Origin of the sequence: Streptomyces hilarionis (assembly GCF_024539675.1) — a bacterium.
GTDB classification, from domain to species: Bacteria; Actinomycetota; Actinomycetes; order Streptomycetales; family Streptomycetaceae; genus Streptomyces; species Streptomyces hilarionis.
In genome coordinates this window covers 1-12,629 of record NZ_JAHHIT010000037.1, presented here as the reverse complement: position 1 = coordinate 12,629, position 12,629 = coordinate 1, and the positions used below count along the sequence as shown (strand labels likewise).

Below are 12,629 nucleotides of genomic sequence, written 5' to 3'. Positions count from 1 at the left end.
GATCCGGGGCCCCGCCGGGCGGCGGGGCGTTCCCGCGACCCATGGCATGATCGTGCGCATGCGTGAACGAGTGGTGGCCGCGTGCGACGGGGCCTCGAAGGGGAACCCGGGCCCGGCGGCCTGGGCGTGGGTGGTCGCGGACGACGCGCAGGCGCCGGCCCGCTGGGAGGCGGGGCCGCTCGGCAGGGCCACCAACAACGTCGCCGAACTCACCGCGCTGGAACGCCTCCTGGCGGCCACCGACCCGGCGGTGCCGCTCGAGGTCCGGATGGACTCGCAGTACGCCATGAAGGCCGTCACCACCTGGCTGCCCGGCTGGAAGCGCAACGGGTGGAAGACCTCCGGCGGGAAGCCGGTGGCCAACCAGGAACTGGTCGTGCGCATCGACGGCCTGCTCGACGGCCGCTCGGTCGACTTCCGCTACGTGCCGGCCCACCAGGTCGACGGCGACCCGCTCAACGACTTCGCCGACCGCGCCGCCAGTCAGGCCGCGATCGTCCAGCAGCCGGCCGGCAGCGACCTGGGCTCCCCCGAGCCGCCCGCCTCGCCGGACACCCCGAAGTCGTCCGGACACAAGAACGGCCGCTCCGCCGGGAGCAAGTCGTCCCGGCGGAGCGGCGGTTCGTCCTCGCGCACGATCAAGGCCAAGTTCCCCGGCCGCTGTCAGTGCGGCCGCCCCTACGCGGCGGGCGAGGACATCGCCAAGAACGCGCAGGGCTGGGGACACCCGGAGTGCCGTACGGCGGAGGCCGGTTGAGCGGGCGCGCGGCCGTCACAGCACCGCGCCGCGCCAGCCGCCGGTCTCCAGTCCGCGGTCCTCGATGAACTCCTTGAAGCGCTCCAGGTCGCCCTTGGTCTGACGCTTCACGAAGCCCAGCTTGTCGCCGACGGTCTCGGCGACGCCCTCCGGCTGGAACTCCAGCTGGAGCATCACCTTGGTGTGGGCGTCGTCGAGCCGGTGGAAGGTCACCACCCCGGCCTGCCGGGCCTCGCCCGCGACGGTCGTCCAGGCGACCCGTTCGTCGGGGATCTGCTCCGTGATCTCCGCGTCGAACTCCCGGTGTACGCCGTTGACACTGGTCACCCAGTGCGTGAGCGTGTCGGAGCGCTGCTCGATCCGCTCCACCCCGCTCATGAACTTCGGGAACGTCTCGAACTGCGTCCACTGGTTGTAGGCGGTGTGCACGGGCACGCCGACCTCGATGGATTCCTCGACCTGCGACACGGTCGTCTCCTCCTGCGTTGTCGTGGTTCGTTGTGGTCGGTGACGTCGGTGCGGGTACCCGTGAGCCGCACCCCAAACCGGCCGACGCGGATCGGTCGCGCAACGGCGGCGGAGCCGGCCGGCGAGGGTGGTCAGCCGGCGACGGCGCGCGCGGGACGGTCGGCGTCGAGGGCGTCGAAGGTGTAGAACGCGGTGTGGTCGAGGAGATCCGCCGGAGTGGTGTCGTTCCAGGGCTTCATCGTCTCGTGCAGGTCGACGACGTCCGGCGTTCCGCCGCCCGGGACGTAGGCGGACCCCGGGTGGCGGCGCTGCCACTGGGCCCACAGCCTGTCGATGAAGGCGTGGTGCAGCCAGAACACCGGGTCGTTGGGGGAGACCCCGGTGGCCATCTGGCCGCCGACCCACACATGGACCCGGTTGTGCAGATTGACCCCGCGCCAGCCCTCCAGATGGTTGCGGAAGCCGTCGGAGGCGCTGTTCCAGGGGGCCATGTCGTAGGTCGCCATCGCCAGCACCGAGTCGACCTCGGCGCGGGTCGGCAGTTCGCGCACTCCCGTCCCCAACGCCCGCCGCAGATAGGTCCGCCCGTCCACCCGCACGTTGATCGGCCAGCGGCCCGCCGAGGCGGCGAACGGGCCGTCCATCACCTGGCCGTCCCTGCTGCGCCCGCTGCCGCCGAGGAAGTCGGGCGCCCACAGGGACGAGCGCGGCGAACGGTCGGCGGACCAGTCCCAGTAGGGCAGCGCCACCGACGCGTCCACGGACTGGAGCGCCCGCTCGAACTCCAGCAGGAATCTGCGGTGCCAGGGCAGGAACGACGGCGAACGGTGGCCGGTGCGCTCGCCGTTGTCGGTGTCGCCCAGGATGAACGCGTTGTGGGTGGTGACGAAGGCGTCGTAGCGGCCGTTGCGCTTGAGTTCGAGGACGGCGGCGACGAACCGCCGCTTCTCGTCGGAGGTCAGGGACGCCTGGTTCTTGCGGACGGTCATGGTGCGGAGCTCCAAGGGTGCGGGAGAGGAGGGCGGACGGCGGTCGGTCAGCCGGCGGGGAAGGGCTCGAGCCGGGCGCCCTGCAACTCGTCGACCGCGGCGCGGGCGGCGGCCCTCGGCGTGGAGACCGGGTCGTCGTGGCTGACCACGCTGATCCAGGAGCCGTCGGCGTTGCGCATCACGTGCAGTTCCACCCCGTCGACGTACACGGCGTAGCCGCCGCCGTGGTGGTGGCCGCCTCCGGCGGCGGGCCGGCCCTGTATGCGACGGCCCCGGTAGACCTCGTCGAAGGACTCGGGGGAGCCGTGGGAGCCGCCGTGGGGGTCGTGGTGCGGCTCGGCGGCCCGGGCGGCGGTGGCGGCGGCGAACGGGGCACCGGCGACGACGGCCGCCGCGGTGAGTGCGCGACGACGGCTGAGTTCCGGCATGCGGGACCTCCTGGAGTGCGTTCGGTTGACGACTCCGCATGCCTATCCGCGGCGGGGAGAGGGGGAGAAATCGCCTCCGACCGGTTGGCCGCGATCCGGACAATCAATGACAAGAAGTGCAGCGTTGAACGAAGATGATCTTGTCCCGCGACAGCCCCGATCGCGGCGGAACGGGCAATTCCTTTGCGACGGGGCCCCGCTTTCGGTGGACTTTCGCGCGGCCGCGCTCCGCCGGTGGTGTGGCTCACGTGCGAAAAGTGGCGTGAACGGACGCGAGAGGCGCCCGGCGGCCGAGCCCGGCCCTGCTACCCTGCGTCGTCAATCCACCACGACCGGTAACCCCTGGGGGTGCGCGTGAAGGTCGCCTGTGTCGGCGGCGGGCCCGCCGGCCTGTATCTCTCGATCCTGCTCAAGCGGCAGGACCCGTCCCACGACGTCACCGTCCACGAGCGCGACCCGGAGGGCTCGACCTACGGCTGGGGCGTCACCTACTGGCAGGGTCTGCTCGACAGACTCCGCGCCTGCGACCCGGAGTCGGCGGAGGCGATCGAGGAGAACTCCGTCCGCTGGAACGAGGGCGTCGCCCACGTGCGGGACCTGGCCACCCGTCAGCCCGGGGACGAGGGGCACGGCATCGGCCGGCACCGGCTGCTGGAACTTCTCGCCGCCCGCGCCCGCGCCCTCGGCGTGCGCCTGGAGTTCGAGAGCGAGATCACCCCCGACGACCTGCCGGACGCCGATCTGGTCGTGGCCGGCGACGGCGTACACAGCGCTCTGCGCTCCCGTCACGCGCAGGACTTCGGCGCCACCCTCACGCCGGGCCGCAACCGCTACGTCTGGCTCGGCACGACCAAGGTCTTCGACTCCTTCACCTTCGCGTTCGTCGAGACCGAGCACGGCTGGATCTGGTGCTACGGCTACCCCTTCAGCGCCGAACAGAGCACCTGCGTCATCGAATGCGCCCCCGAGACCCTGGCCGGCCTCGGCCTCGACCGGGCGAGCGAGGCCGACAGCCTCGCCGCGCTGGAGAAGCTCTTCGCGCACATCCTCGACGGCCACCCCCTCATCGGCCGCGCCGCCTCCGACGGCGGCTCCCCGTGGCTGACCTTCCGCACCCTCACCAACCGCACCTGGCACCGGGACCGCCTCGTCCTCCTCGGCGACGCCGCCCACACCACGCACTACTCGATCGGCGCCGGCACCACCCTCGCCCTGGAGGACGCCATCGCCCTGGCCGAAGCCCTGCGCGACGCCCCCGACCTGCCGCAGGCGCTCGCCCGCTACGAACGGGAGCGCCGCTCCGCGCTGCTCTCCCTACAGAGCGCCGCGCGCTACAGCGCGCAGTGGTACGAGAACCTCAACCGGTACATCCACCTGCCCCCGGAGCAGATGTTCGCCCTGCTCGGCCAGCGCCACTCGCCCCTGCTGCCCTATGTGCCGCCCCAGCTGTACTACCGGCTCGACCGGGCGGCGGGAAGGCTGGAGGCCCTGCGCCGCCTCAAGCGCTGGCTGGGTCCGAAGCTGGCCCGCGGCGCGCACGCGCGGGCGCTGAGCTCACGCGAATAGCGGGCCCGGCCCCGCGCGGAGCGACGCCGAGACCTGCCGAGACCTTGGGTGAATGGCCATTCACTGCTACGGTGAATTCCCATTCACCCATGTTCTCGTGCCGTACCGGCCGCTGGAGTGTCCATGGCGTCGCCCGCCCCGATATCCGCTCCGGCCGGGGAGGCCGCAGGTGTGCGGGCCCGGCTCACCATCCCGGTCCTGGCGTACTGCGGCATCCTCATGGCGGTCATGCAGACCGTCGTCGTCCCCCTGCTGCCCGACCTGCCCCGGCTGACCGGCGCCTCCGCCGGCGCGGTCTCCTGGATGGTGACCGCCTCGCTGCTGTCCGGCGCGGTCCTCACCCCCGTCCTCGGCCGGGCCGGCGACATGTACGGCAAACGGCGGGTGCTCCTGCTGTCGTTCGCGCTGATGGCCGCCGGCTCGGTGATCTGCGCCCTCACCTCCGACATCGGCGTGCTGATCGCGGCTCGCGCCCTACAGGGCGCCGCGTCCTGCGTCGTCCCGCTGTCCATCAGCATCCTGCGCGACGAGCTGCCCCCGCAGCGGCGCGGCTCCGCCGTGGCGCTGATGAGCTCCACCGTCGGCATCGGGGCCGCGCTGGGGCTGCCCGCGGCGGCCGTGGTCGTGCAGTACGCGAACTGGCACGTGATGTTCTGGGTGACCGCCGCCCTGGGGGCGACCGGCGTCGCGCTGATCCGGTGGGCGGTGCCGGAGTCCCCCGTGCGCGAACCCGGCCGGTTCGACGTCACCGGCGCGCTGGGCCTGGCGGCCGGGCTGGTCTGCCTGCTCCTGGCGGTGTCCCAGGGCGGCCAGTGGGGCTGGACGAGCACCCGCGTCCTGGGCCTGTTCCTGGGCGCGGCCGTGGTCCTCGCGCTGTGGCGCCGGCAGCAGCTGCGCGCGGAACGCCCGTTGGTCGACCTGCGCCTGGTCTCCCGGCCCCGGGTAGGCCTCTCCCACGTGGCCGCGCTCCTGACCGGCTTCGCCTTCTACGCCAACTCGCTGGTGACCGCCCAGCTGGTGCAGGCTCCGAAGGCGAGCGGGTACGGACTGGGGCTGTCCATCGTCCAGACCGGTCTGTGCCTGCTGCCCGGCGGCGTCACCATGCTGCTCTTCTCACCGGTCTCGGCCCGTATCTCCGAGGCGCGCGGACCCCGCGTCACCCTCGCCCTGGGCGCCGCCGTCATCGCCTCGGGGTACGCCGTGCGCGTCGCCGACAGCCGCGAACTGTGGATGATCATGGTGGGGGCGACGGTCGTGGCGACCGGGACCACCCTCGCCTACTCCGCGCTCCCCGCGCTCATCCTGCGCGCCGTGCCGCCCGGACAGACCGCCTCGGCCAACGGCGTGAACGTCCTGATGCGCACGATCGGCCAGGCCGTCTCCAGCGCGGCCGTCGCCGCCGTGCTCGTGCACCACACGGGCCTCGTCGACGGACGGCCGGTGCCGACGCTGCACGGCTACCTGATCGCCTTCGCGGTGGCGGGCGCGGTGGCGCTGGCGGCCTGCGCCGTCGCGCTCACCATCCCCGGCGACCGCGACCGCGAAGGTGACCGCGAGCACGGTCCGCACGACACGCCACACGCCCGGAGCCGCACCCGGCGGGTGAACGACGGGGCGAGGGAGGGAGCATGAGTGCCGTGAGCACCGCACCCGGCGCCGCACGCGGCGCCCCACCCGAGGCAGCGGGACCCGGCGGCGGCCGGGCCCCGGCCCGGCGCGACGCCGAGGCCACCAAGGCCGCCATCCTGCGCGCCGCCCGCCACCTCCTCGCCCGCCACGCGCACGCCGACCTCACCCTCAAGGCGGTCGCGGAGCGCGCCGGGGTGAGCCCGCCGCTGGTGCTGAAGTACTTCGGCAACAAGGACGCGCTCTTCGCCCGCGTCATGTCCTTCGAGGAGGACGCCGACGCCCTGCTCGACGCCCCGCCGGCCGAACTCGGCCGGCACATGGTCCGGCACGTCCTGGTCAGCCAGCTCGAGCGCGGCGCCGACCCCGTGCTGCGCATCGCCTTCGCACCCCTGCACGGCGAGCACGGCGACGTCCTGCGCGCCACCTTCCGCGCCCAGGTCAGCGACAAGCTCGCCGCCCGCCTGACCGGCCCCGACGCGGCCGTGCGCGCCGAACTCGCCATCGCCGCGCTGCTCGGGCTCGGCGTGATGTTCGGCATCGCGCGCGGCGCCGCCCTGCGAGCGATGCCGGTCGACGACGTCGTCGACCGCTACGGGCCCACCGTGCAGGCCCACCTCGACGGCCGGGCCCCGCGGCCCGGGTCCGCACCGGCCGCCGAGTGATCCACGTGCGCGGCCCGCGTACGGGCGGCCGCGGCCGCACGACGGGGCGCCGGATGACAGACTGACGCCATGGACGAGCGCGAATTCGGCAGGTCTGGTCAGCACGCATCCGTCGTCGGTCTCGGGACCTGGCAGCTGGGCGCCGACTGGGGAGACGTCGACGACAAGGAAGCACTGACGGTTCTGGAGGCGGCCGCCGAGTCGGGCGTCACCTTCTTCGACACCGCGGACGTCTACGGCGACGGCCGCAGCGAGCAGACCATCGCCGCGTTCCTCAGCGGCCGGCCGGACCTGCACGTGCTGGTCGCCACCAAGATGGGCCGCCGCGCGGAGCAGATCCCCGAGAACTACGTCCTCGACAACTTCCGTGCCTGGAACGACCGTTCCCGCCGCAACCTCGGCGTCGACCGGATCGACCTGGTGCAGCTGCACTGCCCGCCGACCCCCGTCTACTCCAGCGACGAGGTGTTCGACGCCCTCGACACGCTCGTCGAGGAGGAGCGCATCGCGCACTACGGCGTCAGCGTCGAGACCTGCGCCGAGGCCCTGACCGCGATCGCCCGGCCCGGGGTGGCGAGCGTGCAGATCATCCTCAACCCGTTCCGCCTGAAGCCCCTGAACGAGGTGCTCCCGGCGGCGCGCGCGGCCGGCGTCGGCGTCATCGCCCGCGTCCCGCTCGCCTCCGGCCTGCTCTCGGGCAAGTACACGGCGGACACGGTGTTCCCGGAGAACGACCACCGCGCCTACAACCGGCACGGCGAGGCCTTCGACCAGGGCGAGACGTTCTCCGGCGTCGACTACACGACCGGCGTCGAGGCCGCCGTCGAGTTCGCGGCCCTGGCCCCCGAGGGATACACCCCGGCCCAGCTCGCCCTGCGCTGGATCGTCCAGCAACCCGGCGTGACCACGGTGATCCCGGGCGCCCGCTCGCCCGAGCAGGCCCGCGCCAACGCGGCCGCCGCCAAGCTCCCCGAGCTCTCCGGGCAGACCCTCGCGGCCGTGCGCGACCTCTACGACCGGCGCATCAGGGAGCAGGTCGAGGGGCGCTGGTAGACGAGGGCGGCGGCGACCTGCGAAAACCGCCGTTCACGGGGTACTCGCGGTGATGAGGGGGTCGAGGGACCACTCGGAATCGGGAGGACGGTAAAGGTGACGGACACGGCGACGAGTTCCGAGCGGCGCACGGGGCGCGACGAGACCGAGGAGGAGAGAGCCGACCGGATGTGGGTGGAGCTCCTCCAGGAGATCCGCGTGGCCCAGACGGGTGTGCAGATCCTCTTCGGCTTCCTGCTGACCGTCGTGTTCACTCCGCGCTACGCGGACCTTCAGGACGTGGACAAGGTCATCTACATCGTGACCGTGGTCCTCGGGGCCTGCGCGACCGGCGCCCTGATAGGGCCGGTGTCGCTGCACCGGCTCGTGTCGGGGCGGCGGGTGAAACCGCAGACGGTGCAGGTGGCGTCCAGGCTGACCGTCATCGGTCTGGTCCTGCTGCTCGCCACCATGACCTCCTCGCTGCTGCTGATCCTGCGCGTGGCCACCCACGACGCCTTCGTGCCGTGGCTCGTCGCGGGCGTGGTCTCGTGGTACGGGCTGTGCTGGTTCGTGGTGCCCCTGTGGACGCGCCGCCGCTACACGACGAACTGAGCCGGAACGACGAGGGGGGCCGGCACGACGGGGCCGGATGCTCGGCCCGGCTCCGGCCCGGCTCCGGAGCCCGCCGCCCCGGAGCCCGGCCCGACCGGGCTGTCAGGCCCCGGGCGCGGAGCCCTGGGCACCGCGCAGCGCGGCGATGCAGGTCCCGATCGCCTGCTGGAGCTCCTCCAGCTGCTGCACCATGTCGTCCTCGTAGAACTCCTGCGCGTCGACGTCGTCGAACGTGAGCTCCTCGAAGACCTTCGTCGCCCGCTGGAGACTGCTGTAGAACTTCGTGCGCCGCTCCTGGACGCGCAGGTCGGGGTCGGCCTCGACGGTCTCCACGACCAGGGACTTCATGGTGTCGTAGGCGTCGCTCGCCCACTGCCCGCAGTCCTCGTCGTCGTCGAGTTCGTCGAGCAGCGACAGGTGCCGCTCGGCCTCCTGGCGCAGCTCGACGGGCGCGTCCACCGTCTGGCCGGCGGGAGTCCTGATCATGCCCGACTCGGCGATCTGACGGACGTACCCGATCCGGTCGGCCGAGCGGCTCTCGGTGGCCACGGCCTTCTTGAGGTCGTCGGTGCGCACCACGTCCCGCGCCAGCTCGGTCTGTAGGTCCGGGTCCTCCCGGACGCGGTCCAGCAGGGCGGCGCGGGCCGCGCGGGCGGTCGAGGGGTCGGCGAGGATCGCCGCGCGCAGCGCGGTCGGGTTCTCCGCGACCTCCAGCGCCTTCGTCGGGCGGATGCCCTCGGCCTCGGCGGCCTGCGTGATCGCGGCGCCGCGTTCGGAGGCCGCGCTGGAGCGGGCGACGTAGTAGGCGAGCCACACCTCGGCGTCCGGCAGCTCGACTTCCTGGCCCGGCGACAGCTCCTCGAAGTGCGGGACCAGGCCGTCGTCGGCGGCCCGGTCCCACGCCTTGTAGTAGCGCATGACGCGTTCGGGGGAGCAGCCGGCCAGGTCGGCGAACTCCTTGGCCGACACCTTCGGCGTCTCGTCCGCGCTCTGCCCGCCGGGGCGCACGCTGCGCGCCACCATCAGGCCGAAGGCCCACCCGCCGGTGCGCGCGTAGACGCCGAACTCGCGGGCGTCGCGCGCCACGAGGTCCGACAGGGGCGCCGGGAGCGGTGCGCCGGGCGTGTCGGCGGACGCCTCGAGGGGCGTCTCCACGGTCGGCTCGACGGGCGTCCCGACGGACATCTCGGCGGGCGTCTCGGGCAGGTCGGTCGCCAGGGTCACGGATGACTCTCCTCTGCGGGCTGCTGGCCAGGGGATCGGCACCGCGCAAGTGCCGGTCCGCAGCCTATAAGGACCGTTGACGGTGCTTTGCCCGACCCGCCCGCCGTCCTGCCCGCACGCGGGCCGTTGCCCCCGGGGTTCTCAGCCGAACTCCTTGCGCAGGGCGGGCAGCAGGGTCTTCTCCGACCAGTCGAGGTAGGCCGGCTGCGAGTCGCCGCCGATCTGCACCAGGGCGATCTCCGTGAAACCGGCCTCCGCGTACGGGCGGACGGCCTCGACGAAGTCGTCCGGGTCGTCGCCGCAGGGGATCGAGGAAGCGACGTCGTCGGGGGTCACGAACTGCGTCGCGGCCTCGAAGGAGTCCGGGTGGGGCAGTTCGGAGTTCACCTTCCAGCCGCCGGAGAACCAGCGGAACTGGTCGTGCGCCCGCCGCACCGCGGCGTCCCGGTCGGCGTCGTGGCAGACCGGCAGCTGGCCCACGCGCGGCTTGCCCGCGCCGCCGTGCCGGTCGAAGGACTCCAGCAGCTCGGGCTTCGGCTCCGTGGCGATCACCAGGTCGGCCAGCCGGCCGGCGAGCGCGCACGACCGCTCGCCCGAGACGGCGATCCCGATCTGCGGCGGCTCGTCCGGAAGGTCCCACAGCCGCGCGGAGTCCACGTCGTAATGCGCGCCGTGCCGCGTGACGTGACCGCCCTCGAACAGGGCGCGGATGATCTCGACGGCCTCCTCGAACATCTCGTGCCGTACGTCCACCGGGGGCCAACCACCGCCGACCACGTGCTCGTTGAGGTTCTCACCGGAGCCCAGCCCCAGCCGGAAGCGCCCGCCGGACAGCAGTTGCATCGTCGCGGCCTTCTGCGCCACCACCGCGGGGTGGTAGCGGAACGTCGGACAGGTCACGTACGTCATCAGCGGGATCCGTGAGGTGGCCTGGGCCGCGGCTCCGAGCACGCTCCACGCGTACGGGGAGTGCCCCTGGGAGCGCAGCCACGGGAAGTAGTGGTCCGACGTCACGGAGAAGTCGAACCCCGCCTCCTCGGCCCGCACCACGTGGTCGACCAGGTCACGAGGGCCGGCCTGTTCGGTCATCATCGTGTATCCGATTCGCACCATGGAGTCCGGGTCCCCGGCCGCCGCCGGGGGAAACGGACCGCCCGCCACCGGAAAAACCCGTCGATCACCGGGCTCGGGCGGGGCAGGATGCGGGCATGAGCGCCCATCCCCCCTCCCATGCCACCGCGTCCGCCCTGCCCTTGAGCCCCCCGTCCGCCGAGGGCGTCGACGCGCTCGGCGTCCTCGCGTTCCTCGACGCCCTCGAGGCGACGGAGGCCGTGGAGCCGCACAGCCTGATGATCCTTCGGCACGGCCGGCTCGTGGCCTCCGGCTGGTGGGCGCCGTACGCCTGCGACCGGCTCCACCTGCTGTACTCGCTGAGCAAGAGCTTCACGTCCACGGCCCTCGGCTTCGCCGTCGCCGAGGGGCTGATCGGCCTCGACGACCCGGTCGTGTCGTATTTCCCGGAGTTCGAGGCGGAGATCACCGACCCGCGCAGCCGGGCGATGCTGGTGCGCCACGTGGCGTCGATGGCGAGCGGGCACGAGGAGGAGACACTCGACCGGGCGCGCGCCCTCGACCGCGACGACCTGGTCCGGGGCTTCCTGCTGCTGCCGCCCGAGCGCGAGCCGGGAAGCGTGTTCGCCTACAACCAGCCCGCCACGTACACGCTCGCCGCGATCGTGCAGCGCGTGACCGGCCAGTCGCTCACCGCGTACCTGCGACCGCGCCTGCTGGACCCGCTGGGCATCGGCGAGGTGGCCTGGCTGACCGACCGCACCGGCCGCGAGCTCGGCTTCAGCGGACTGCACGGCACGACCGACACGGTCGCCCGGCTCGGCCAGTTCTACCTGGACCGGGGCGCCTGGCAGGGGAAGCGGCTCCTGTCGGAAGAGTGGGTCGCCGAGGCCACCCGCGTCCACGTGCCGACCGCTCCCGGACTCCCCGCGGACGCGGATCCCCTGGACTGGGAGCGCGGCTACGGCTTCCAGTTCTGGGGTTCGCGCCACGGATATCGGGGCGACGGGGCCTACGGGCAGTTCTGCCTGGTGCTGCCCGAGCACGACGCCGTGATCGTGACCACCGCGGCCACCGCCGACATGCAGGCGCTGCTGGCCCTCGTCTGGGAACACCTGGTGCCCGCGTTCGCGCCGGGGCCGCTGAGCGGCCGTGAGGAGGCCGACACGGCCCTGGCCGGGCGGCTGACCCGCCTCGCGCTGGCGCCGGAGGCGGGCGAGCCGGAACCGCCGCGGGGAGCGGACGGCTGGGCGGGCGCCGTGTTCGCCCCCGCCGACGGGGTCTGCGCCGACCAGCCGGGGCTGACGGCCGTCACGGTCGCCCACGGGGCCGACGGCTGGACGCTCCGCCTCGCGGAGCAGCAGGACGAGCTCACGCTGGGTCTTCCCGCGGCGGGCGGCTGGCGGGTGAGCGACGAGCCGGCGCCCATCGCCGTCGGCGGCGGGTGGACGGATGCCGGCACGCTCACCGCGCACCTGGTGTTCCTGGAGACGCCGCACCGTCTGCGGGTGACCTGCTCGCTCGCCACGCGGACCTTCACCGCCCACTGGAACCTGACGCCGCTGCACCGCGGGGCGCTGGCCTCGATGCGGGCGCCGCGCCGTTCGCCCCGGTCAGGCGGCTGAGCCGGGCCGGAAGGTCCTCAGGAACGTGTCGAGGGCCTGCCGGTCGGCCTTGGAGCCGAAGTCCTCGGCGGGCGTCGTCCAGCGCAGCGAGAAGCTGCGGTGCCCGCCGAGCAGGAACCCGCGGCCGAGGGTCCGTTCCGGGCCGTCGGCCGCGTTCTGGACCCACTCCATGTCGGCGGCCTTGTAGCCCAGGTACGTCGTCGCCCTGATCGCGCCGATCCGCCGGAATCCGTCGGCCTTCCTCAGGTTCGGCTCGACGTCGTCCCGCCAGACGGCGACCGGGTCGGGGCCGGCGTTCTCGCTGTAGGTCACCGCGAGCGTGCGCGGATCGCCGGACGCGCCGAAGGTGACGCGGTAGGCGTGGTCGGCTCCGCGCGCGGTCTCCAGCCGCTTCCATCCCGCGGGCAGCGCGACCGAGAAGCCCTCGGGCGCCCGGTAGACCCGGAAGCCCCGGGGGAGGGCGGTCGTGGTGGCGGAGGGCGGGGCGTCCGGCGAGGCGCTCGCCGAGGGCCGGGCCGGCGCCGTCGTACCGGCGGCCGTCGGCGGCGGGGTCGGCGTGGGGG

At 73.3% G+C, this 12,629-nt stretch carries 13 protein-coding genes; 7 read left to right on the top strand and 6 right to left on the bottom strand.

Annotated features, from left to right (window positions below; translation table 11 throughout):
• Positions 1 to 46: 46 nt before the first annotated feature.
• A complete protein-coding gene (locus tag KMS84_RS06190; protein WP_256915038.1) occupies positions 47 to 757 on the top strand; it encodes a ribonuclease H family protein in 711 nt (236 codons plus the stop codon).
• A gap of 15 nt (positions 758 to 772) precedes the next feature.
• Here KMS84_RS06190 and KMS84_RS06185 read toward each other — a convergent pair whose 3' ends face one another.
• The 3 genes from KMS84_RS06185 to melC1 all read right to left on the bottom strand — a co-directional run bounded on the left by KMS84_RS06185 (position 773) and on the right by melC1 (position 2,642).
• Positions 773 to 1,225 (bottom strand): SRPBCC family protein, encoded by a 453-nt coding sequence (locus KMS84_RS06185; RefSeq protein WP_256915037.1) that lies wholly within the window; start codon positions 1,223 to 1,225, stop codon positions 773 to 775.
• 131 nt (positions 1,226 to 1,356) lie between these two features.
• On the bottom strand, positions 1,357 to 2,214 hold the full coding sequence (melC2, locus tag KMS84_RS06180) for a tyrosinase MelC2 (protein WP_256915036.1): 858 nt from the start codon (positions 2,212 to 2,214) through the stop codon (positions 1,357 to 1,359).
• 47 nt (positions 2,215 to 2,261) lie between these two features.
• Entirely contained in the window at positions 2,262 to 2,642 is a 381-nt protein-coding gene (gene melC1, locus KMS84_RS06175) for an apotyrosinase chaperone MelC1 (RefSeq protein ID WP_256915035.1), read from the bottom strand.
• A gap of 348 nt (positions 2,643 to 2,990) precedes the next feature.
• Here melC1 and KMS84_RS06170 point away from each other — a divergent pair, with 348 nt between their 5' ends.
• From KMS84_RS06170 to KMS84_RS06150, 5 genes are all read left to right on the top strand, one after another.
• A complete protein-coding gene (locus KMS84_RS06170) occupies positions 2,991 to 4,208 on the top strand; it encodes an FAD-dependent monooxygenase (RefSeq protein ID WP_256915034.1) in 1,218 nt (405 codons plus the stop codon).
• A gap of 123 nt (positions 4,209 to 4,331) precedes the next feature.
• Positions 4,332 to 5,840, top strand: a complete 1,509-nt coding sequence (locus KMS84_RS06165) for an MFS transporter (RefSeq protein ID WP_256915033.1) — start codon at positions 4,332 to 4,334, stop codon at positions 5,838 to 5,840.
• Complete coding sequence (locus KMS84_RS06160; protein WP_256915032.1) at positions 5,837 to 6,499, top strand: TetR/AcrR family transcriptional regulator; 663 nt, start codon at positions 5,837 to 5,839, stop codon at positions 6,497 to 6,499. Before KMS84_RS06165 ends, KMS84_RS06160 begins: the two co-directional genes overlap by 4 nt.
• A 69-nt stretch (positions 6,500 to 6,568) precedes the next feature.
• Positions 6,569 to 7,552, top strand: coding sequence for an aldo/keto reductase (locus tag KMS84_RS06155; protein ID WP_256915031.1), 984 nt, complete (start codon positions 6,569 to 6,571; stop codon positions 7,550 to 7,552).
• A 96-nt stretch (positions 7,553 to 7,648) separates the two neighbouring features.
• Complete coding sequence (locus KMS84_RS06150) at positions 7,649 to 8,146, top strand: DUF6328 family protein (RefSeq protein WP_438818903.1); 498 nt, start codon at positions 7,649 to 7,651, stop codon at positions 8,144 to 8,146.
• A 102-nt stretch (positions 8,147 to 8,248) separates the two neighbouring features.
• Here KMS84_RS06150 and KMS84_RS06145 read toward each other — a convergent pair whose 3' ends face one another.
• On the bottom strand, positions 8,249 to 9,370 hold the full coding sequence (locus tag KMS84_RS06145) for a hypothetical protein (RefSeq protein WP_256915030.1): 1,122 nt from the start codon (positions 9,368 to 9,370) through the stop codon (positions 8,249 to 8,251).
• Positions 9,371 to 9,511: 141 nt separating this feature from the next.
• Positions 9,512 to 10,483 carry an LLM class F420-dependent oxidoreductase gene (locus tag KMS84_RS06140; protein ID WP_256915029.1) on the bottom strand — a complete coding sequence of 324 codons (972 nt, stop codon included), beginning with the start codon at positions 10,481 to 10,483 and terminating at the stop codon, positions 9,512 to 9,514.
• Positions 10,484 to 10,578: 95 nt separating this feature from the next.
• Here KMS84_RS06140 and KMS84_RS06135 point away from each other — a divergent pair, with 95 nt between their 5' ends.
• The gene (locus KMS84_RS06135) at positions 10,579 to 12,066 is read left to right on the top strand and encodes a serine hydrolase domain-containing protein (protein WP_256915028.1); all 1,488 of its coding nucleotides are present in this window, start codon (positions 10,579 to 10,581) and stop codon (positions 12,064 to 12,066) included.
• On the opposite strand, the gene KMS84_RS06130 is transcribed toward KMS84_RS06135, so the two are convergent.
• Positions 12,055 to 12,629: serine/threonine kinase C-terminal domain-containing protein (locus KMS84_RS06130; protein ID WP_498066924.1), on the bottom strand; the 575-nt coding region annotated here is incomplete at its 5' end. The genes KMS84_RS06135 and KMS84_RS06130 overlap by 12 nt on opposite strands.